The organism is Acidovorax sp. Root568 (assembly GCF_001427445.1).
Classification (GTDB): Bacteria; Pseudomonadota; Gammaproteobacteria; order Burkholderiales; family Burkholderiaceae_C; genus Acidovorax; species Acidovorax delafieldii.
The window spans coordinates 534115-555151 of the sequence record NZ_LMGP01000010.1; the positions used below are offsets into that span (position 1 = coordinate 534115).

The 21037-nt window shown below is 64.8% G+C and carries 15 protein-coding genes; 6 read left to right on the forward strand and 9 right to left on the reverse strand.

The window, feature by feature from the left end:
- Positions 1-11: 11 nt before the first annotated feature.
- The 5 genes from ASD75_RS09050 to scpA all read right to left on the reverse strand — a co-directional run bounded on the left by ASD75_RS09050 (position 12) and on the right by scpA (position 7424).
- Positions 12-482 carry a VOC family protein gene (locus tag ASD75_RS09050; RefSeq protein WP_056744910.1) on the reverse strand — a complete coding sequence of 157 codons (471 nt, stop codon included), beginning with the start codon at positions 480-482 and terminating at the stop codon, positions 12-14.
- A 110-nt stretch (positions 483-592) separates the two neighbouring features.
- A complete protein-coding gene (locus tag ASD75_RS09055; RefSeq protein WP_056744912.1) occupies positions 593-2641 on the reverse strand; it encodes an acetyl/propionyl/methylcrotonyl-CoA carboxylase subunit alpha in 2049 nt (682 codons plus the stop codon).
- Positions 2642-2662: 21 nt separating this feature from the next.
- Positions 2663-4195, reverse strand: a complete 1533-nt coding sequence (locus ASD75_RS09060) for an acyl-CoA carboxylase subunit beta (protein WP_056062687.1) — start codon at positions 4193-4195, stop codon at positions 2663-2665.
- Between the two features lie 35 nt (positions 4196-4230).
- Positions 4231-5259, reverse strand: a complete 1029-nt coding sequence (gene meaB, locus ASD75_RS09065; protein ID WP_082564951.1) for a methylmalonyl Co-A mutase-associated GTPase MeaB — start codon at positions 5257-5259, stop codon at positions 4231-4233.
- Positions 5256-7424 (reverse strand): methylmalonyl-CoA mutase, encoded by a 2169-nt coding sequence (scpA, locus tag ASD75_RS09070; protein ID WP_056744914.1) that lies wholly within the window; start codon positions 7422-7424, stop codon positions 5256-5258. The genes meaB and scpA overlap by 4 nt, the downstream gene beginning before the upstream one ends.
- Before the next feature lie 143 nt (positions 7425-7567).
- Here scpA and ASD75_RS09075 point away from each other — a divergent pair, with 143 nt between their 5' ends.
- Positions 7568-8203: a GntR family transcriptional regulator gene (locus ASD75_RS09075; protein ID WP_056744916.1), complete on the forward strand. Its 636-nt coding sequence runs from the start codon at positions 7568-7570 to the stop codon at positions 8201-8203.
- Positions 8204-8270: 67 nt separating this feature from the next.
- Here the strand turns inward: ASD75_RS09075 and ASD75_RS09080 are convergent, their stop codons facing one another.
- On the reverse strand, positions 8271-9437 hold the full coding sequence (locus tag ASD75_RS09080; RefSeq protein WP_056744919.1) for a GGDEF domain-containing protein: 1167 nt from the start codon (positions 9435-9437) through the stop codon (positions 8271-8273).
- A gap of 291 nt (positions 9438-9728) precedes the next feature.
- On the opposite strand from ASD75_RS09080, the gene ASD75_RS09085 reads away from it, so the two are divergent.
- Positions 9729-11591: a long-chain fatty acid--CoA ligase gene (locus tag ASD75_RS09085; RefSeq protein ID WP_056744921.1), complete on the forward strand. Its 1863-nt coding sequence runs from the start codon at positions 9729-9731 to the stop codon at positions 11589-11591.
- A 22-nt stretch (positions 11592-11613) separates the two neighbouring features.
- Here ASD75_RS09085 and ASD75_RS09090 read toward each other — a convergent pair whose 3' ends face one another.
- A complete protein-coding gene (locus tag ASD75_RS09090) occupies positions 11614-12735 on the reverse strand; it encodes a saccharopine dehydrogenase family protein (RefSeq protein ID WP_056744923.1) in 1122 nt (373 codons plus the stop codon).
- Between the two features lie 168 nt (positions 12736-12903).
- Between ASD75_RS09090 and ASD75_RS09095 the strand changes: the two genes are divergently transcribed.
- Positions 12904-13353, forward strand: coding sequence for an Lrp/AsnC family transcriptional regulator (locus ASD75_RS09095; RefSeq protein WP_056744925.1), 450 nt, complete (start codon positions 12904-12906; stop codon positions 13351-13353).
- A 179-nt stretch (positions 13354-13532) separates the two neighbouring features.
- On the opposite strand, the gene ASD75_RS09100 is transcribed toward ASD75_RS09095, so the two are convergent.
- Entirely contained in the window at positions 13533-14120 is a 588-nt protein-coding gene (locus tag ASD75_RS09100) for a lysophospholipid acyltransferase family protein (RefSeq protein WP_056744927.1), read from the reverse strand.
- 322 nt (positions 14121-14442) lie between these two features.
- Here ASD75_RS09100 and ASD75_RS09105 point away from each other — a divergent pair, with 322 nt between their 5' ends.
- Positions 14443-15612 (forward strand): alkane 1-monooxygenase, encoded by a 1170-nt coding sequence (locus ASD75_RS09105; protein WP_056744929.1) that lies wholly within the window; start codon positions 14443-14445, stop codon positions 15610-15612.
- A 250-nt stretch (positions 15613-15862) separates the two neighbouring features.
- The gene (dusA, locus tag ASD75_RS09110; protein ID WP_156400982.1) at positions 15863-16900 is read left to right on the forward strand and encodes a tRNA dihydrouridine(20/20a) synthase DusA; all 1038 of its coding nucleotides are present in this window, start codon (positions 15863-15865) and stop codon (positions 16898-16900) included.
- Here dusA and ASD75_RS24240 read toward each other — a convergent pair.
- Positions 16893-19727, reverse strand: coding sequence for an EAL domain-containing protein (locus ASD75_RS24240; protein ID WP_056744931.1), 2835 nt, complete (start codon positions 19725-19727; stop codon positions 16893-16895). The two genes, dusA and ASD75_RS24240, sit on opposite strands and share 8 nt — an antisense overlap.
- 213 nt (positions 19728-19940) lie before the next feature.
- Between ASD75_RS24240 and ASD75_RS09120 the strand changes: the two genes are divergently transcribed.
- Positions 19941-21029, forward strand: a complete 1089-nt coding sequence (locus ASD75_RS09120) for a GTP pyrophosphokinase family protein (RefSeq protein ID WP_056744933.1) — start codon at positions 19941-19943, stop codon at positions 21027-21029.
- The last annotated feature ends 8 nt before the right edge of the window (positions 21030-21037 follow it).

A 21037-nucleotide genomic window follows, 5' to 3' on the forward strand; every position in this document is an offset into this window, starting at 1 on the left:
GCTGGTGGGGTTCAGCCCAGCGCGGCAATCACGTCCGCCGGTGCCTGCACCAGTTCGATCAACACGCCTTCGCCCGCAATTGGAAACTCGTCATTGCTCTTGGGGTGCAAAAACGTGATGTCGTAGCCCGCCGCCCCCTTGCGGATGCCGCCGGGCGCAAAGCGCACGCCTTTGGCCGTGAGCCATTCCACCGCCTTGGGCAAGTCATCGATCCACAGGCCGATGTGGTTGAGCGGCGTGGTGTGCACGGCGGGCTTCTTGTCGATGTCCAGCGGCTGCATGATGTCCACCTCCACCTTGAAGGCGCCTTTGCCCATGGCCAGGATGTCTTCATCGACATTCTCGCGCTCGCTCTGGAAAGTGCCGGTCTGTTCGAGGCCCAGCATGTCCACCCACAGCGTCTTCATCCGCTGCTTGTCGGTGCCGCCAATGGCCACCTGCTGGATACCCAGGACCTTGAAGGGGCGTGGGGTTGTGCTCATGATTACTCCTGATTTGATAGCTGCCAGCGCATATTCTCCTATCGCTAGTGGCCAAAAAGACTAAAAAAGGGGCGCAAGGCCCCTCTGGATGGTTTGTGGGACCCTTGGGATCACTGGAATTCCAGGATCACCTGGTCCACCGCCAGCGATTCACCCTTGCCCGCCGTGATCTTGCCCACCACGCCATCTTGCGCGGCAAAGAGGATGTTCTCCATCTTCATGGCCTCGATCACCGCCAGCTTTTCACCCGCCTGCACCTTCTGGCCGGGCTGCACCGCCACATCGACCAGCAGGCCGGGCATGGGAGAGAGCAGGAACTTGGACAGATCTGGCGGCGCCTTGAAGGGCATCAGCTGGTGCAGCCGCGCGCCCAGCGGCGACAGCACCAGCGCGTCGATCTGCGTGCCGTTGTGCGCAATGCGCAGCGCCAGCGGGTTCTTGCCCACACCGCGTTCCACCTGGGCCGTGAAGCCCTGGCCGTTGCATGCGCCTTGCACGCGGATCTGGCCCAGCGTGGCGGTGCTACTGATCTGATAGCTATTTCCGCCCACGCTGATTGCGCTGGAGCCCGATTTGTCTTCAAAGTCGGACACCGTCACCTCGTGGTGCTGGTTCTGCCCTTCGGCGCCCAGCGTGACCACCACAAACTGCTCGCCCACCTTCACCTCGTGGCCGGCCAGCTGGCCGCTGATGCCGGAGGCGCGTGCACGGTAGCGGCGGTTCATGAACGCGGCCAGCGCCACCAGGAACAGCGGGTCGCTGTGCGGCACGTCTTCGGCGTGGAAGCCCTTGCCGTAGTTCTCGGCAATGAAGCCGGTGTTGAAGTCGCCCGTCACGAACTTGGGGTGCGCCAGCAACGCCGCCTGGAACGGGATGTTGCTGCTGATGCCGCGAATCACAAACCCGTTGAGCGCCGCGCGCATCTTGGCAATCGCATCGTTGCGGTCCGTGCCGTGCACGATGAGCTTGGCGATCATCGAGTCGTAGTACATGGGGATCTCGCCACCCTCGTACACGCCCGTATCCACCCGCACGCCCAATTTTTTGGTCGTATCGGACTGGAACATCGACTCCTCCGGCGGCTGAAAGCGCACCAGGCGGCCGGTGGACGGCAGGAAGTTGCGGAACGGGTCTTCGGCGTTGATGCGGCACTCAATGGCCCAGCCATCGCGCTTCACATCGGCTTGCGTGAGGGGCAGCTTCTCGCCCGCCGCCACGCGGATCATCAGCTCCACCAGGTCGAGGCCGGTGATGCACTCCGTCACCGGGTGCTCCACCTGCAGGCGGGTGTTCATCTCCAGGAAGTAGAAGTCCTGGTCCTTGCCGACCACGAACTCCACCGTGCCCGCGCTCTGGTACTTCACGGCCTTGGCCAGTTGCACCGCCTGCTCGCCCATGGCCTTGCGGGTGGCGTCGCTGATGAAAGGCGACGGCGCCTCTTCAATCACCTTCTGGTGGCGGCGCTGGATGGAGCACTCGCGCTCGTTCAGATAGATCACGTTGCCGTGCGAATCGCCCAGCACCTGGATCTCGATGTGGCGCGGCTCCTGCACGAACTTCTCAATGAAGATGCGGTCGTCGCCAAAGCTGTTGCGGGCTTCGTTCTGGCAGCTGGCAAAACCCTCAAACGCTTCCTTGTCGTTGAACGCCACGCGCAGGCCCTTGCCGCCGCCGCCGGCCGAGGCCTTGATCATCACGGGGTAGCCAATGCCCTTGGCGATCTCCACCGCCTGCTCAGGGCCCGCGATGGCGTCGTTGTAGCCAGGGATGGTGTTGACCTTGGCCTCGTTGGCCAGCTTCTTGGACGCGATCTTGTCGCCCATGGCCGCAATCGAATGCGCCTTGGGGCCGATGAAGGCAATGCCCTCGTCTTCGCAGCGCTTGGCAAAGGCTTCGTTCTCGGACAGGAAGCCATAGCCGGGGTGCACCGCTTGCGCGCCGGTCTGCTTGCAGGCCGCAATGATCTTGTCGGCCAGCAGGTAGGACTCGCGGCTGGGCGCCGCACCAATGTGCACGGCCTCGTCGGCCAGCTTGACGTGGCGGGCTTCCTTGTCGGCGTCGGAGTAGACGGCCACAGTCTTGATGCCCATCTTGCGGGCAGTAGCGATGACGCGGCAGGCGATTTCGCCACGGTTGGCGATCAGGATTTTCGTAAACATGTTCTTATGCTCCTTGTCCGCTCACAGTGGGATGTTGCCGTGCTTGCGCCATGGGTTTTCCAGCTTTTTGTCACGCAGCATCACCAGCGACCGGCAGATGCGCTTGCGTGTCTCGTGCGGCAGGATCACGTCGTCGATAAAGCCGCGTGCACCGGCCACAAACGGATTGGCAAAACGCTGCTTGTACTCGGCCTCACGCGCAGCCAGCTTCACGGGGTCGTTCTTATCTTCGCGGAAGATGATCTCCACCGCGCCCTTGGCGCCCATCACCGCGATCTCGGCGTTGGGCCAGGCCAGGTTCACGTCGCCGCGCAGGTGCTTGGAGCTCATCACGTCGTACGCGCCACCGTAGGCCTTGCGGGTGATGACGGTGATCTTGGGCACGGTGCACTCGGCATAGGCGTACAGCAGCTTGGCACCGTGCTTGATGATGCCGCCGTACTCCTGGCTGGTGCCGGGCATGAAGCCGGGCACGTCCACAAAAGTGACCACAGGGATGTTGAACGCATCGCAGAAGCGCACAAAACGCGCGGCCTTGATGCTCGACTTGATGTCCAGGCAGCCCGCCAGCACCAGCGGCTGGTTGGCCACGATGCCCACGGTCTGGCCTTCCATGCGGGCAAAGCCAATGAGGATGTTCTTGGCGTATTCGGGCTGCAGCTCGAAGAAGTCCCCGTCGTCCACCGTCTTGAGGATCAGCTCCTTCATGTCGTAGGGCTTGTTGGGGTTCTCGGGCACCAGGGTGTCCAGGCTCAGGTCCATGCGGTCGGCCGGGTCGTTGCTGGGGCGCACCGGTGCTTTCTCCCGGTTGTTGAGCGGCAGGTAGTTGTACAGGCGGCGCAGCATCATCAGCGCCTCCACGTCGTTCTCAAACGCCATGTCGGCCACACCGCTCTTGGTGGTGTGGGTCACGGCGCCGCCCAATTCCTCGGCGGTGACTTCTTCGTGCGTCACGGTCTTGACCACCTCGGGGCCGGTCACGAACATGTAGCTCGAATCCTTGACCATGAAGATGAAGTCCGTCATGGCGGGCGAGTACACGGCGCCACCGGCGCTGGGGCCCATGATCATGCTGATCTGCGGAATCACGCCGCTGGCCAGCACGTTCTTCTGGAACACGTCGGCATAGCCACCGAGGGACGCCACACCTTCCTGGATGCGCGCGCCGCCCGAGTCATTGAGGCCGATGACCGGTGCGCCGACCTTCATGGCCTGGTCCATCACCTTGCAGATCTTCTCGGCATGGGTTTCGCTGAGTGCGCCGCCGAACACGGTGAAGTCCTGGCTGAACACGAACACCAGGCGGCCGTTGATCATCCCGTAGCCCGTCACCACGCCGTCACCGGGGATCTTGTTGTCCTCCATGCCGAAGTCGGTGCAGCGGTGCTCGACGAACATGTCCCATTCCTCGAACGTGCCGTCGTCCAGCAGCAGCTCGATACGCTCGCGCGCCGTGAGCTTGCCCTTGGCGTGCTGCGCATCAATGCGCTTTTGCCCGCCGCCCAGGCGTGCCAGCGCACGCTTCTTCTCCAGTTGATCCAGGATGTCTTGCATGGTCGTCCTTTGGTGAATGGGTTGGTGTCTACTATTTATTTGATAGCTGCCAGCGCATGATTAGATTGCGCTTGGAGCAGATTTCGTGCTGCAGTGGATGCTGCAATGCGCCCCGCGGCCACATCGGCCTGCATCTGGGGCAGCAGCTCGCACACCTGCGGGTGCTGGCGAAAAGCGAGCTTGAGGCCCGCGTCGATGCGCTCCCACATCCAGGACAGCGCCTGCTTCTCGCGCCGCTTGGCCAGGCGGCCGTTGGCGGATTGCAGCTGGCGGAACTGCGTGACGGCGGCCCAGAAGCTGTCTACGCCCTGCCCCAGCAGCGCGCTGATCTGCACGACCTTGGGGTGCCACAGCGTTTCGTCGTGGTGCGCGTTCTCGGGGTTGCCGTGTTGGCTGAGCAGGCGCAGGCTCGATGTGATTTGCGCCTCGGCCCGCGTGGCGGCGTTCTTGTCGATGTCGGCCTTGTTGATGACCACCAGATCGGCAATCTCCATCACGCCCTTCTTGATGGCCTGCAGGTCATCGCCCGCGTTGGGCAGCTGCATCAGCACAAACATGTCCGTCATGCCCGCCACCGCAATCTCGCTCTGGCCCACGCCCACGGTCTCGACAATGACCACGTCGTAGCCCGCCGCCTCGCAGACCAGCATGGCTTCGCGGGTCTTCTCTGCGACTCCGCCCAAAGTGCCGCTGCTGGGGCTGGGGCGGATGTAGGCCTTCTCGTGCACCGACAGGTGTTCCATGCGCGTCTTGTCGCCCAGGATGGAGCCGCCCGAGACGGTGCTGGACGGGTCGATGGTGAGCACAGCCACGCGGTGGCCCTGGCCGATCAAGTACAGGCCCAGGGCTTCGATGAAGGTGGACTTGCCCACGCCTGGCACGCCGCTGATGCCCAGGCGGAAGGCCTTGCCGGTGTGCGGGAGCAGCTGGGTCAGCAGCTCGTCGGCCTTTGCGCGGTGGTCGGCCCGGGTGGATTCGAGCAGGGTGATGGCCTTGGACATGGCCCTGCGTTGCACCGCCGCCGTGCCCTGCACCACCCCGTCCAAAAGCGCCGCAGGTGTCACGCCACCGCCTTGCGAATCTGCTCCAGCACATCCTTGGCGCTGGCGGGAATGGGTGTGCCGGGGCCGTACACGCCTTTGACACCCGACTCGTACAAGAAGTCGTAGTCCTGCGCGGGGATCACCCCACCGACGAACACGATGATGTCGTCCGCACCCTGGTCCTTGAGCGACTGAATGATGGCGGGCACCAGTGTCTTGTGGCCTGCAGCCAGCGTGCTCACGCCCACGGCGTGCACGTCGTTTTCAATGGCCTGGCGGGCGCATTCCTCGGGGGTCTGGAACAGCGGGCCCATGTCCACGTCAAAGCCCAGGTCCGCAAAGGCGGTGGCCACCACCTTGGCGCCCCGGTCGTGGCCGTCCTGGCCCAGTTTGGCGATCATCACGCGGGGGCGGCGGCCTTGTTCTTCGGCAAAGGCGTTGATTTCGGTCTTGAGTTTGTCCCAGCCTTCGGCCGAGTCATAGGCAGCTGCGTACACACCGGTCACCTTTTGCGTATCGGCGCGGTGGCGCCCAAAAACCTTCTCCAGCGCATCGCTGATCTCGCCAACGGTGGCACGCAGACGTACAGCCTGGATGGACAAATCGAGCAGGTTGCCCTCGCCACTCTCTGCGGCGGCGGTCAACGCATCCAGCGCTGCCTGCACCTTGGCGGCATCGCGCGTTGCACGGATCTTTTGCAGGCGAGCGATCTGGCCGTCACGCACCTTCATGTTGTCGATCTGCAGGATGTCGACCGGGTCTTCCTTGGTCAGCTTGTACTTGTTGACGCCCACGATCACGTCCTTGCCACTGTCGATGCGCGCCTGCTTCTCGGCGGCAGCAGCTTCGATCTTGAGCTTCGCCCAGCCGCTGTCCACGGCCTGGGTCATGCCCCCCATGGCCTCGACCTCTTCGATGATCTTCCAGGCGGCGTCGGCCATGTCCTGGGTCAGCTTCTCCATCATGTAGCTGCCGGCCCAGGGGTCGATCACGTTGGTGATATGGGTCTCTTCCTGGATGATGAGCTGCGTGTTGCGCGCAATGCGGGCGCTGAACTCGGTGGGCAGCGCAATGGCTTCGTCAAAGCTGTTGGTGTGCAGGCTTTGGGTGCCGCCAAACACGGCCGCCATGGCCTCGATGGTGGTGCGCACCACGTTGTTGTAGGGGTCCTGCTCGGTGAGGCTCCAGCCCGAGGTCTGGCAGTGCGTGCGCAGCATGAGGCTCTTGGGGTTCTTGGCCCCCGTGGCCTTCATGATGCGGCACCACAACAGGCGCGCGGCGCGCATCTTGGCGACTTCGAGATAGAAGTTCATGCCAATCGCCCAGAAGAACGACAGGCGCCCGGCGAACTCGTCCACGTCCATGCCCTTGGCGATGGCAGTCTTCACATACTCCTTGCCGTCGGCCAGGGTGAAGGCCAGCTCCAGCCCCTGGTTGGCCCCGGCTTCCTGCATGTGGTAGCCGCTGATCGAGATCGAGTTGAACTTCGGCATGTTCTTGGCCGTGTACTCGATGATGTCGCCAATGATCTTCATCGACGGCTTGGGCGGGTAGATGTAGGTGTTGCGCACCATGAACTCTTTCAGAATGTCGTTCTGAATGGTTCCGGAGAGCTTGTCTTGCGAGACGCCCTGCTCTTCTGCCGCCACCACATAGCCCGCCAGCACGGGCAACACCGCGCCGTTCATGGTCATCGATACGCTGACCTTGTCCAGCGGGATCTGGTCGAACAGGATCTTCATGTCCTCGACCGAGTCGATTGCCACCCCGGCCTTGCCCACATCGCCCGTCACGCGGGGGTGGTCGCTGTCGTAACCCCGGTGGGTGGCCAGGTCGAACGCCACACTCACGCCCTGCCCGCCCGCGGCCAGGGCCTTGCGGTAGAAGGCGTTGGATTCTTCGGCGGTCGAAAAACCTGCGTACTGGCGGATCGTCCAGGGCCGCACGGCGTACATGGTGGCCTGGGGGCCGCGCAGGTAGGGCTCAAAACCGGGCAGCGTGTTGGCGTACGGCAGGCTGGCCGTGTCTTCGGCGGTGTACAGCGGCTTGACGGTGATGCCATCGGGCGTGACCCAGTTGAGGGCGCTGACATCGCCCCCCGGCGCCGACTTGGCTGCGGCCTTGGCCCAGGCTTCCAGCGATGACGCGGCGAACTCTGGGGCGTTGTTGGTGGGGTTGTCACTCATGGCAAAAGCTACTCCGAAGATGGCGTTGGGGCGTCCAACACAGCGCACAGGCGGTGACCGCACAGGTGCAGTGGTGTGGCGGCGAGTTTACATCATTCATAATTATTGATTCAAAATATTCCGCCCAGCTTACAATCCACCCCATGTCTGCCCTCACCCTCACTCCCCGCGCGCTCTACGAAGAAGTGGCCGAGCAATTGCGCCAGCGCATCTTCCGGCGCGAACTGGAGCCGGGCAGCTGGATTGACGAACTGAAGATTGCCGAGGAATTCGGCATCAGCCGCACGCCCCTGCGCGAGGCGCTGAAGGTGCTGGCCGCTGAAGGCTTGGTCACGATGAAGGTGCGCCGTGGCGCCTATGTGACGGAGATGAGCGAAAAAGACCTGCGCGACGTGTACCACCTGCTCAGCCTGCTCGAGAGCGACGCCGCCGGTGTGGTGGCCGAACATGCCACCGAGGCGCAGTTGAAAACGCTGCAGGACCTGCACGCCGAGCTGGAAGCCGCCGTGGCTGATCGCGAAAAATTCTTTGCCGTCAACGAACGCTTTCACATGCACCTGCTGGAGATGGCCGACAACCGCTGGCGCAGCCAGATGGTGGCTGACCTGCGCAAGGTGATGAAGCTCAACCGCCACAACTCGCTGTTCAAGCAAGGGCGTATTGAAGATTCGCTGGGCGAGCATCGCGCCATCCTGGCCGCGATGGTGGCGCGTGACGCCAAGGCCACGGTCAAGGCTATGCAGGCGCACTTTGCGCAGGGGCTGGAAGCGGCGACCTGATTCTTGGCACCGGAACAGGCTGGTAACCAGATACCGGACTCAGTGGGCATCGGGCTCGATTGGGCCTTCAGAGAGCGACTTCCACCCGGTTACGCCCGGCCGCCTTGGCCGCATAAAGCGCCTCATCTGCGCGACGCAGCAAGCTATCAAAGTGAGCGTCGTCAGCGCGAAGCACCGCCAAGCCTATCGACACCGTCAACGGCAACACCAGGTCACCCGCCGTGAACGGCGCCTGGGCGACGGCCTGGCGCAACCGCTCGCCAGCGGCAGGGGCGTCGTGCAGCTCCAGGTTGTCGAACAGCACCACAAACTCTTCCCCACCTTGCCGAGCCGGCAACTCGGCCCCCCGGCAGGCCGACCGCAGCCGCATCGCCACATGCTTGAGGGCCACATCGCCCATCTCGTGGCCGTGCTCGTCGTTGATGCGCTTGAAGTGGTCTATATCCACAATCGCCACCCCGAACCCGCCGGACGCCGGGCTGGTGCGGGCCTGCTCAAAACGCTGCAGCCCCATCTCCACCAGCGTGCGGCGGTTGGGCAGGCCGGTCAGGTAGTCGGTGGACGCTGCGCGCTCCCACTGGCGGCGGATGCGCTCCGAGCACATCAGCAAGAACGCTGTGGTGCCAATCACGGGCAAAGTGGCGGCCACCATAGGGGTGGCAATGTTCATCCAGGCTCCCGCCCCCAGCACATTGAAGGCCGGGTTCACACCCATCAACACGAAGTAGCCCGCACGGAACAGCACAAACAAGGCAACGGCCGTGAACAGGCCAGCCATCACGCGTCGGCTGCGGGCGCCGTCGCGGCGCTCCTGCGAAACCAGCACCACAATGCAGTGCACCATCAGCACCGACCAGACCACCGACACGGTCAGAATGCGCCCGCCCACGTCAGCCGTACCCAAGGTCAGCCAGAACACGGCCGCCGTGCCAAGAGCGGCGGGCACCATGATCCACAGCTTGTCCTTGAGGCCATAAAACTGCCGCAATGCACGCAGATAACCCGTGAATCCGAACATCACCAGCGCATTGGCCAGGGCCAGGGTGTAGGCGGGCGGGTTCAGCCCCTGCGCGGCAAACAGGATGGAGCCACCGGCAAACAGCAGTGTGGCAACGCGCCAGCTGGCCGCAGCGGGCCGCATGGGCAACGGCAAGTCCTTGTGCATCAGGCCCAGAACCCCACCGTTTGCCAGCATCATGAGGGTGGCAATGAAAAAAATGGTGACAGGGTCCATGGGGTTTGCTGGTGCGGCGTTCGCGTGGCTATGGAATGGCGCGTATTGTGCCCATGGTGCCTGCAGCCCTCGACGCGCCATGTGGCGGCCGCACGCAGTGCCCGCCTCGGCATTCCATCTTTAGGAATGCACCATTTCTCACAAAGCACGCCACCGGATGGGTGCCGCAAGCTCCTGTGCTGGCTATCATCTTCGGGTTTGCCCTGATCAGGGCCCAGAATCTCCCAGTGAGGCGCTCCGGCATGCGGACGCCCCACTGAAGCCCCTCAGCGGGCACCATGCACCAGTCAGATGACCTCAGCCACCGCCCCCACCCGAATTTCCGACGTTCACACGCTGCCCCAACTACTGGCTTACCGGGTCGGCCAAACTCCCCAGGCCGACGCCTTTCGCGCATATGACACGAACCGCAAGGCTTGGCAAAGCCTGACGTGGGCGCAGACCGCAGAACGCGTGAAAGCCTGGGCCCAGGCCCTCGCCGCCATGCAGCTGCCGCCTGCGGCCCGCGTGGCCATCTTGCTGCCCAACGGCCTCAATGCCATGTGCGCAGACCAGGCCACGCTGGCCGTCGGCGGCGTGCCCGTGCCTCTGCACGCCATCGACAACCCCGGCAGCATCGCCTACATCCTGGCGGACTGCGAGGCATCGATGCTGATCGTGAGCCAGGCCGAGCAATGGGAAAAGATCCGCGCCGTGGGCACGCCCTTCCCGGCCCTGCGCGCCGTGGTGATCACTGATGACGACGACGCGTTCAAGGCCACCCCGGCGTCGGGCGACAGCCCGGCCGTGGGCTCGCTCGCGCAATGGCTGACGGGTGCGGCACAAACGGACGCGTCCACCGCGGCCACAGGCCCGCAGGCCGATGACCTGGCGGCCATCGTCTACACCTCCGGCACCACCGGCAAACCCAAGGGCGTGATGCTGACCCACCGCAACGTGGTCAGCGACGTGAAGGCCGTGCTGGAGCGCATTGCACCCACAGTGGACGACGTGTTCCTGTCGTTCCTGCCTCTGTCGCACACCTTTGAGCGCACGGGCGGCTACTATCTGCCGATTGCAGCGGGCAGTTGCGTGGCCTATGCCCGCTCGGTGGCCCAGCTGGCGGAAGACCTGAAAACCATACGCCCCACCGTGCTGGTGTCGGTGCCGCGCATCTACGAGCGCATCCACGCCAAGCTGCTCGAAAAACTCTCGCCCACGCCCTGGAAGATGCAGCTGTACGAAGCCGCGCAGAACAAGGGCTGGGCCCGGTTTTGTGCAGCCCAAGGGCTGGCTGCCCCTACACCGGACGCCAGCAGTCAGGCCGCAGGCTGGATGACCGCCCTGCCCTGGACGGTGCTGCAGGCCCTGGTGGCCAAGCCTTTGCTGGCCCAGTTTGGCGGCCGCGTGCGCGTGGCGGTGAGCGGCGGCGCGCCGCTGTCGCCCACCATTGCCAAGTGTTTTCTGGGCCTGGGGCTGCCGCTGATCCAAGGCTACGGTATGACCGAGACCGCACCGGTGGTGTCGGTCAACGCACTGGACGACAACGACCCCGCCTGCGTGGGCAAGGCCCTGCCCGGCGTGGAAGTGCGTATCGGCGACAACCACGAGCTGCAGGTGCGCGGCCCCATCGTGATGAAGGGCTACTGGAAGCGCCCCGAAGACACCGCACGCATCCTGAGCACCGACGGCTGGCTGGGCACCGGCGACCAGGCCGACATCGTGAATGGCCGCATCTACATCAAGGGCCGCATCAAGGAAATCATCGTCACATCCACCGGCGAAAAGATCCCGCCGGGCGACCTGGAGCTGGCCCTGCTGGCCGACCCGCTGCTGGAGCAGGCCTTTGTGGTGGGCGAAAACCGCCCCTTCATCGCCTGTGTGGCCGTGCTGAACCTTGGCGAGTGGCAGCGCCTGGCGGCCGACCTGGGCCTGAACCCCCAGGCCGCTGACAGCCTGAACTACCCCAGCGTGCACCGTGCTGTGCTGGCGCGCATCGAAAAGAACACCGCCAGCTTTGCCCGCTATGCCGTGCCGCGCACGGTGCACCTGACGCTCACGCCTTGGACGATTGAAAACACCTTCATGACGCCCACGCTCAAGCTCAAGCGCAACAACCTGATGGCGCACTTTGCCGAGGCCATTGAGGGCATGTACCAGAAGCCGGGGCGCTGAACCCCGGCTTGCCCAGGCTCCCTCAAAGCACCAGCTCGCCCTCCCGGGCGTAGGCGGAACCAAAGCGGTTGGCCAGAAAGTCCGCAAGCGCCACGGACTCCTGCCCGACAAAGCCCTGCTGCGGCAACTTGCCTTGCGCCACCAGGTCCAGCGTCGTGCAGATGCCTGCGGCCGTGGTGAGCTGGATGGCGCTCAGCGGGTGCCCAGCCACCAGCGTGCCCACGATACGGGCCGAGTACGAGTCCTGCACCAGCCGCCCGCCCTTGAGGCCTGATGCGGTGGCAAACACCACGATCACGTCCTGGTCCGTGGTGGGGATGGCGGTTTCCAGAATGTCCTTGAGCAGATCGCGCCGGTCCCGCAGGCGCAGGTCATTGAGCAACAGCTTGAGGATGGCGTTGTGGCCCGGGTAGCGGATGGACTGGTAGTCCACCTGCCGCGCCTTGCCCGCCAAGGTTTCCGTCAGCGTGCCTAGGCCACCCGAGGTGTTGAAGGCCTCGTACTCCACGCCGTCCAGCGCAAAGGTTTCCAGCCCCTCCAGCGCGGGCACCGTGGTGCGCACGCCGTCCACAATGGCTTCGCAGGGGTTGCAGTACTCGTTGATGAGCCCCTCGGTGCTCCAGGTCAGGTTGTAGCGCAGGGCACCCTGTGGGTAGCGGGGCAGCGCCCCCACGCGCATGCGCAGCGTGTGCAGCGTGTCAAAACGCCGGGCCAGGTCATTGCCCACGATGCCGATGAAGCCCGGGGCGAGGCCACATTGCGGCATGAGCACGCTGCGGGCGTTGGCGGCGAGGGTGCGGATGGCCTGGGTGCTGGCCACGTCCTCGGTCAGGTCAAAGTAATGCACACCTGCGCGTGCGCACAACGTGGCCACGGGCACGGCGCGATGGAACGGCAATGCGTTCAGCACGGCGAAGCGGCCGTCGATGGCGGCCTGCAGGCTCGCGTCATCTGTGGTCAATCGGGTGGAAATACCCAGAGTTGCCACCTCGGCCAGCCGCACCGGGTCGCGGTCCACCACCAGGATGTCGTAGTCGCCCGACCGCTGCAGCAAGAGCGCCATGGCAAAGCCGATGTGGCCCGCCCCCAGGATGGTGATGGGGCGGCGGGAGGTGGAGTGCGAGGAAATGTCGAAGGTGGTCATGGCAGTGCTCCCGGTAGTGCTCGCCGCACATGGCGGAGAGGTGTTGTGGATGCCTTGATGCTAGGCAACAGCGCTGTCAATGTGTAGCGCTCAAAACGTCGAAAGCTGTTCTTTGATTTGCCATAACGGCGAATATGATGGGCGTTATGACTTTTTGAGGAAATGCGCATGACCCAGGCCCTGGATGACACCGACCGGCAACTGCTCAGCCTGCTGCAGGCCAATGCGCGCGAGGGCACGGCTACGCTGGCGCGCAAGCTCGGCCTGGCCCGCACGACCGTGGTGGCGCGGATCGCGCGGCTGGAGCGTTCGGGTGTGGTGGCTGGCTACGGGGTGCGGCTGGGTACGCGGCTAGACGCCACCACCGTGCGGGCCTGGTGCAGCATCAGCGTGCTGCCCAAGGCAGCACCCGCCGTGCTGCGCGCGCTGGAGGCCATGGCCGAGGTCGAAGAGGTGTCGGCCGTGAGCGGGCCGTTTGACTACCTGGTGTTCTTGCGCTGCGCCAGCCACGAGCAGCTCGACACCCTGCTCGACAAGGTCGGCCAGCTGGAGGGCGTACACCAGACGCAGACCAGCATCGTGCTCAGCCGCAAGATCGACCGACGACAGGTAGGGTGACATCCCCCTGAGCGGCTTACGCCGCTTACCCCTTCTCACGACTCGCTGCGCGATTCGGGACGGGGGACGGTGCGCCAATAGCCACCAGCGCGCTCAAAATCAAACGCTGAATGCTATGGATACTGAAGCTACCAGCGCTTATCTATCAGGCGATAGTGGCTATTTTTACAACCAGTGAATCAGGCCTCGAACTGCGTCGGGTTCTTGCCCCGGATCGGCGCATAAAACGCCTTGATGCGCGCCATGTCACGATCCACATCGCCCGTGGGCTCGAACACCGGGCCCAGGCCGCCGACCTTGCGGCCATAGTCCACAAACGCGAGCACGATGGGCACGCCCGCCTGCTGGGCGATGAAGTAAAAGCCTGTCTTCCAGTGCCGCGTCTTGCCCCGCGTGCCCTCGGGCGGCACGATGAGCTGCATGGGTCCGTCGGCATCGCGCATGGCCTGGGCCGAGCTGGCGACCAGGTTGTTGGCCTGGCTGCGGTCCACCGGGATGCCCCCCAGCCAGCGCATCACCCCGCCAAACGGCGCCTTGAACAGGCTGTGCTTGCCCATCCAGTACACGCGCAGGCGCAGCGAGAACGCCAGCATCAGCGTGTACGGCAAGTCCCAGTTGCTGGTGTGGGGTGCGGCGATCAGCACGCTTTTGGCGGCATGGGCTGGCAAGGCGCCCTCGACCTTCCAGCCGGTGATGCGCAGGGTGAAGCGGGAAAAAGCGCGCAGGAGCGTGTTGACAACCGGCGTGTCAAAAATGGTGTGGTGCATGGGAAAACGGGTGACAGAACGGAGCCCGGGGCGCTGACACAGGCAGTGGGCGCTTGGCTCCACAGGCATCGAGAGCGCCGCGAGTATCGCTGATGGTGCCAATGTCCCGCCTTGACGCAAGGCAAAGTGGAGCCGCCGCCGCTTGCATGCGCCCCTGCAGATTACTCCCAATTTCGTAGCACTCAGGGCAAACATCACTAGCGCTACCAGCCATTTTTGCTCCAAGTGCCGGAGTAAAGGCACCATGCCAAATAAAACTGGCGTTGGATCTCCACCGGTCCAGAATGCACCGCCAGCAGGTCCGCGTTGTCGCTGCCGCCCCATGCTGCCAACCCTATTGCCCACCACCCCGCCCTACCGCGACCGCAAGCGGTACGCATGGCTGCTGTCCCTGGTGGTGCCCTGCACCGTGGGCGTAGGCCCGGCACTGATGGCATGGACCGGCGAACCGCTGGTGCTGTGGGCGCCGGTGGCGTTTTTCTACCTCGTCGCCCCGTTACTCGACGGGATGCTGGGCGTGGACCAGAGCAACCCGCCCGAATCCGCTGTGCCTGCGCTCGAAGACGACCGCTACTACCGCCGCATCACCTTCCTGCTGGTGCCGGTGCTTTGGGCGGCCTTCATCTTCAGCGCCTGGTGGGTGGCCACGCAGCCCCTGCCCTGGCATGGCGTGCTGGCGATGGTGCTGACCACGGGCACGGTGGGCGGGTTCTGCATCAATCTGGGGCACGAGCTGGGCCACAAGAACACGCCGCTGGAGCGCTGGCTGGCCAAGCTGGTGCTGGCGCCCACGGCGTATGGGCACTTCTTCATCGAACACAACCGGGGCCACCACCGCGATGTGGCCACCCCGCCCGACCCGGCCTCGTCGCGCATGGGCGAGTCCATCTACCGCTTTGTGCTGCGCGAGATGCCCGGCGCCGCACGCCGCGCCTGGGCGCTGGAAAAAGACCGCCTGGCCCGCCAGCACCTGCCGTTGCTGTCGTGGCACAACGAGATCCTGCAGCCAGCGCTCATCACGGCGCTGCTTTGGGCGGGTCTGGCACTCTGGCTGGGCGTGGTCCTCCTGCCGTTTTTGCTGGTGGCATCGTTCTGGGCCAACTTTCAGCTCACCTCGGCCAACTATGTCGAGCACTACGGGCTGCTGCGGCAAAAGGACGCCAGCGGCCGCTACGAACCCTGCCGCCCCCAGCATTCGTGGAACAGCAACCACGTATTCTCCAACTGGGCCCTGTTCCATCTGCAGCGGCACTCCGACCACCACGCGCACCCGCTGCGCCGCTACCAGTCGCTGCGGCACTTTGACGATGTGCCGCAGCTGCCCATCGGCTACTTCGGCATGTTCACGCTGGCCTATGTGCCGCCCCTGTGGCGCCGCGTGATGGACCCGCGCCTGCTGGCCCAGGTGGGGCGCGACGCCGCCCACATCAACATCGACCCGCGCCAGCGGGCCGCGATCGTGCGGAAATACGGGTTGCAGGACCTGGGATAGAACGAGTGTGGATGCGTTGGCGACCTGGCACGGGCACCCTACGGGCCGACACCCGCGACCTCCAGCACTCCTATATTGATAGCACCCAGAACAATCGGCACTAGCACCTGCGCCCTTTTTGACCCAAAACCCTCCGCTGGTGCCCATCACGCAGCCAGTGGGATAATGCTGGTTTCGCACCTGCAGCCCCGCAGCGCCCCCGACCAGAGGGCGTTCTGCTGCAGAACATTCCCCTCCCCGCCTTCGCTGTTTGCCCGTGGAAACCACCCTGAGCCCCTGGCGCATGTCCGTCGCCCCCATGATGGACTGGACTGACCGCCACTGCCGTTACTTTCACCGGCTGCTGACGCGCCAGACCCTGCTGTACACCGAGATGGTGAACGCGGGCGGCATCCTGTATGGCGGCACCGAGCGCCACCTGCGCTTCAACGCCGAAGAGCACCCCGTAGCCCTGCAGCTGGGCGGCAACGAGCCCGACAAGCTCGCCCAGGCTGCCAGGCTGGGTGAGGAATGGGGCTACGACGAAATCAACCTGAACTGCGGTTGCCCCAGCGACCGCGTGCAGCGCGGTGCCTTTGGCGCCAGCCTGATGAAGGCCCCCCAGCTGGTGGCTGACGGCGTCAAGGCCATGAAGGACGTGGTTAGCGTGCCCGTCACCGTCAAGCACCGCATCGGCATCGACAAGGTGGAGGACTACGGCTTTGTGCGCGACTTCGTCGGCACCGTGGCCGAGGCCGGGTGCACCGTGTTCATCGTGCATGCGCGCAACGCGTGGCTGCAGGGCCTCTCCCCCAAGGAAAACCGCGACATCCCGCCGCTGCGCTACGAGGTGGTCCACCGCCTCAAGGCCGAGTTTCCGCATTTCACCATCGCCATCAACGGCGGTATCACCGCCGACGCGGTGGTGCAGGAGCAGCTGCAACACCTGGACGGCGTGATGATCGGCCGCGAGGCGTACCACAACCCCTGGTGGCTGGCGCGCTGGGACCAGCTCTACTACGGCGGCGCCCCCTGCCCCCTGACCCGCGAGGAAGTGGAGCTGGCGATGGTGGAATACATGGAGCGCGAGGCCGCACAGCACGGCACCCCCTGGCCCCACATCGCCCGCCACATGCTGGGCCTGCGCCACAGCCTGCCCGGCGCTCGCATCTGGCGCCAGGTGTGGAGCAACCATCTGCTCAAGGACCGCCCCGCGCGGGAAGTGCACGCGCTGGCAATGCAGGCCTATGCCAGTGGAGCGTCGGAGCCCAGCGCTGAGCCCGCAACACTGGACTCCGTGACTACTTAGTCAGCCGCTCCACCCAGGCCGCCAGCGGCTCGGGCCGCCCGAAGAGGTAGCCCTGCAGGCACTCGCACTGGCTTTCGACCAGAAAGTCGGCCTGGGCGCGTGTCTCCACCCCCTCGGCCACCACGCGCAGGTTGAGATGGCGGGCCACCGAGATGATGGACTGCACGATGGCCGTGTCATTGGGGTCGTCGGGCGTGTCGTCCACAAAGCTCTTGTCGATCTTGAGCTCGTAGAGCGGGAGCCGCTTGAGGTAGGCCAGACTCGAATAGCCGGTGCCAAAGTCGTCGATGGAGAAACGCACGCCCAGCTGCACGATCTCGGTCATGCGGGCGATGGTGTCGTCCAGGTCTTCGATGAGCAGGCTTTCCGTCACCTCCAGGATCAGATGGGCCGGGTTGGCGCCGGTGTGGGCCAGGATGTGGCGCACGCGCTCCACAAAGTCGTCCTGGCGGAACTGCCGCTCGCTCACGTTGACGGACAGCGATAGCGCGTGCCCTGCCACCTGCAAGCGTGCCAGGGTCTCACAGGCCTGCTGGATCATCCAGTCGCCCATGCGCAGGATGAGGCCCGAGGCCTCGGCGATGGGGATGAAGCGGCTGGGCGGGACGTTGCCGCGCACGGGGTGGTCCCAGCGCATCAGCAGCTCGCCGCCCACGACGTTGCCCGCAGCGTCCACCTGGTTTTGCACAAAGGCGGCCAACTGGCCCAGGGTTTGCGCTTTTTTCAGGTCCTGCTCCAGCGCCAGGCGCTCCTGCACGTCGGCCTGCATCGCGGCTTCGTAAAAGCGGATGCGGTTGCGACCCAGGTCCTTGGCGCGGTACATGGCCGTGTCGGCCTCCCGCAGAAGGTCTTCCACACCCTCGCCCCGCTTGGGGAAGAGCGTGATGCCGATGCTGCCGGTGGTGCTGTAGAGGTGGGTGTCGATGGTGTAAGGCGCTTCCAGTGCTGTGCGCATTTCTTCGGCCACCAGCAGCGCAGCGCGCCCGGCGGACTCCATGTCCGACGCCACGTTGTGGACCAGCACCACAAACTCGTCGCCGCCCAGGCGCGCCACGGTGTCGCCCGGGCGTTGCAGCTGCGTGAGCCGCTGGGCCACCTGCATGAGCAGCATGTCGCCCACCGTGTGGCCCCGTGCATCGTTGATCTGCTTGAAGTTGTCGAGGTCGATGTAGAGCACCGCCCCCACCTGCGCGGCCTTCAGAGCGTTGGCCAGCGCATGTTCCATGCGGTCCAGCAGCATGCGCCGGTTGGGCAGGCCGGTGAGCGCGTCAAAGTACGCCAGCTGGTGCGACCGCGCCTCGGCCTGCTTGCGTTCGGTGATGTCGCGCGACAGCGCGATGAACCGGGGTTCGTCGCCCGGGGCGGCGCTCTCCTTGCGCGCAATCGACAACTCAAACCAGTGGGTCACCCCGCCCAGCTCCAGCCGGAACTGGTGGCCTGAAGAGTACCCGGTCTTGTGGGCCGCTTGCAGCGCCGCATGGCAGCCGGCAGCGGCTTCGGGGGGGACCACATCGCGCAGCAGGCGGCCCAGAAACATCTCTGGCGGCACAGCCAGCTCTCCCGATCGTGCCGACCGGTAGTGGTGGATGCAGCCGTCCAGCCCCAGTTCGAACAACAAATCAGGAATGGCGCTGAGCGTGCTCTCCAGGTCATCCCGGGTGGCGCGCAGTTCGGCCGTCATGTCCCGCGCCAGTGCCACGGCACGCTCGCGCCCCGTGGCCAGCAGCCAGGTAAACCATGCAAGGATCAGGCTCAGTACCGTGCCCAGCAGGGCCACCGGGTGGTGCCCATCGTCCTGAAAGCGCTGCGCAAAGCCCGGTAGTGGGGCCATGTGCAAGGTCCAGCGGCGCCCGCCCAGCTCCAGCTCGCGCCGCGCCAGCAACGCCGGGGCGCCAGCGCCCAGGACCGGTGCCTTCAGGTTGCTGAACAGCAGCGCGCCCGCTACGGCACCGGCATCTCCTGGTCCGGTGCCGGGGGATGCCGCACCCGCGCCCGGGGTGCTGTCGGTGATCTGCAGGCCGATGTCCGCGTCAAACTCCCGGGACATGCCATGGATCACGTCCTCCATGCGAAACGGAGCGGACACCCAGCCCGCCAGTCCCTGCCGACGCCCTTCCACCTTGCTGTTGTCAGCGTCGGCGCGGTAGAGGGGCATGTACATGACCAGCCCAGGGGCAGCGTTTTGCATCAGGGTCAGTCGCCCGGACAACGCCAGCGCTCCGGTGTCACGGGCCCGGTCCAGCGCCTCCTTGGCAGGGGGAATGGTCAACACATCCAGTCCCAGCGCCTTGAGGTTGGGGCCCTCCAGCGGCTCGATGTGGGTGATGGGTGCCAGCCACTCGCGCTCGCCGGGCGGGCGCACTGCATACTGGTCAAAACCGCGCTGGCGCATGTCCTCCAGATGGGCAGCGAGCGCCTTGCCAGGAAACTGCAGAATCAGCGACACCCCCTGCAGCCCGGGACGGGTTGCCTGCAGCTGCAGCGCGCTCACATAGGCCTGAAACTCCTCGCGGTCGATGCGCTCCGAGCCCTCAAAGTAGCCCTTGACGCCGCGCAACACCACCTCGTAGGTCGCCATGCGGTCCTTGAGGTTGTAAGCAATCTGGTCGGCCGCCACCTCAAAGTTCTGCTCGCGCTTGGTCCTCGTGTTCTTTTCTTCGCTCTGCCAGTACAGGAAGGTCAGCCCCAAGGTCAGCAGCGCGATCAGTGGGGGCAGCACCACGGGCAACCAGCGGTGGTTGCTGGTGCCCGCAACCCCTTCAGACCCCCATGTCGCCTGCCCTGGCGCGGCGAGGTCATCGTTGTCAGGGGCTGGGTGGGGTGTCATGGTGGATGGTGTGACTTCGATGCACCGGCATCGTGCACCGGCGGTGCCGCCCCATTATGAGCATCTGTCCTGCGCCGAAAAGGGGCATTTGCGCGCAAACTGCACAGGCCGGCTCCCAACATGCCGTTTATGCTCGCACCGCTGGGCCAAGGGCTATGCGCCCGCACCCACTTCCCGTATCAACCCTGGCAATACCCATCACAAAGGCCTGGCATGGCATCGCTCGATTTCGACCTGGAGGAATCCCAATTTCGCAGCTGGTATACCGCGCAGGCGGTTGCGCTGGAAGACGCCTGTGCAGCGCTGACCGCGCGGGTGGCGGCGGTGGTGACCCAGGCGGGCGGCGTGGACATCACCAAGGTGGAGGGCCGCGTGAAGGATGTGGACGAGTGCGTGCGCAAGTTCGTGCGCAAATACCGTCCGGCGCTGGAAGAGAGCAACACCCCGTACGACATAAAGGCTTACATCACCGACCTGATTGGCGTGCGGGTGGTGTGCCTGTATGAAGACGAGCTGGAGAAGATTGCCCAGATCGTGCGCGCCCATTTTGCGGTGATCGACGTGACCGACAAGGTCTCGGCGGTGGAAAGCACCGAGGCGTCCTTTGGCTACAAAGGGCTGCACCTGGACTTGCGGCTGAGCGTGGCCGAACGCGACCTGCCGGAGCACGCGGCCTATGCCGAGTGGCCCTTCGAGCTGCAGGTGCGCACCATCATCCAGGACTCGTGGAGCGTGCTGGACCACAAGATTAAGTACAAAAAATCCATCCCGGGCCAGCTCAAGCGGCGCATCAACGTGCTGTCCGCCCTGTTCGAGCTGGCCGACCGCGAGTTCCGACAGATCCGCGATGCCACGGCGGCCGAGTTGCTGCAGGCCCCCGACGAAACCGCCGAACCCGCAACCGATGTCGCCGCCGATTTGCAGGCTCCCACCCGCGCAGCCGCCACCAGCAGCGAACTGAACGCGTTCACGTTCTTGAAGATCGCCACGCATTTTTTCAAGGACTTCGAATTCGAGCCGTCCAAGGTCGATGGGTTTGTGGACGACATCCAGGCCTGGTCAGCCGGCATGACACGTGCGCGCTTCAACAGTCTCATGCGCGAGACGATCGGAGTGGTCAAACGCTACAAGCAGCACTTTGAAGAGCAAAACCCGCAGGGCAGCTTCAACCCGTACACCGTGATCCGGCACTGCCTGTATCTGAGTAACAAGACGGCGTTCCGCCCCGCACTGCGCAACTCGGCCCGCGAGTCGTTCGAGGCCTGGCTGAGCGACAACGCGGAGCCCAAAGTGCAGGGTTGAGGCGAAAA

What these genes read in the sequence shown, in the direction of transcription:
- ASD75_RS24240 (WP_056744931.1), bottom strand. Translation starts at nt 19,727, where the DNA reads ATGACACCCCACCCAGCCCCTGACAACGATGACCTCGCCGCGCCAGGG.
- ASD75_RS09120 (WP_056744933.1), top strand. Translation starts at nt 19,941, where the DNA reads ATGGCATCGCTCGATTTCGACCTGGAGGAATCCCAATTTCGCAGCTGG.
- ASD75_RS09085 (WP_056744921.1), top strand. Translation starts at nt 9,729, where the DNA reads ATGACCTCAGCCACCGCCCCCACCCGAATTTCCGACGTTCACACGCTG.
- ASD75_RS09075 (WP_056744916.1), top strand. Translation starts at nt 7,568, where the DNA reads ATGTCTGCCCTCACCCTCACTCCCCGCGCGCTCTACGAAGAAGTGGCC.
- ASD75_RS09080 (WP_056744919.1), bottom strand. Translation starts at nt 9,437, where the DNA reads ATGGACCCTGTCACCATTTTTTTCATTGCCACCCTCATGATGCTGGCA.
- ASD75_RS09060 (WP_056062687.1), bottom strand. Translation starts at nt 4,195, where the DNA reads ATGCAAGACATCCTGGATCAACTGGAGAAGAAGCGTGCGCTGGCACGC.
- ASD75_RS09095 (WP_056744925.1), top strand. Translation starts at nt 12,904, where the DNA reads ATGACCCAGGCCCTGGATGACACCGACCGGCAACTGCTCAGCCTGCTG.
- scpA (WP_056744914.1), bottom strand. Translation starts at nt 7,424, where the DNA reads ATGAGTGACAACCCCACCAACAACGCCCCAGAGTTCGCCGCGTCATCG.
- ASD75_RS09100 (WP_056744927.1), bottom strand. Translation starts at nt 14,120, where the DNA reads ATGCACCACACCATTTTTGACACGCCGGTTGTCAACACGCTCCTGCGC.
- ASD75_RS09105 (WP_056744929.1), top strand. Translation starts at nt 14,443, where the DNA reads ATGCTGCCAACCCTATTGCCCACCACCCCGCCCTACCGCGACCGCAAG.
- ASD75_RS09090 (WP_056744923.1), bottom strand. Translation starts at nt 12,735, where the DNA reads ATGACCACCTTCGACATTTCCTCGCACTCCACCTCCCGCCGCCCCATC.
- ASD75_RS09050 (WP_056744910.1), bottom strand. Translation starts at nt 482, where the DNA reads ATGAGCACAACCCCACGCCCCTTCAAGGTCCTGGGTATCCAGCAGGTG.
- ASD75_RS09055 (WP_056744912.1), bottom strand. Translation starts at nt 2,641, where the DNA reads ATGTTTACGAAAATCCTGATCGCCAACCGTGGCGAAATCGCCTGCCGC.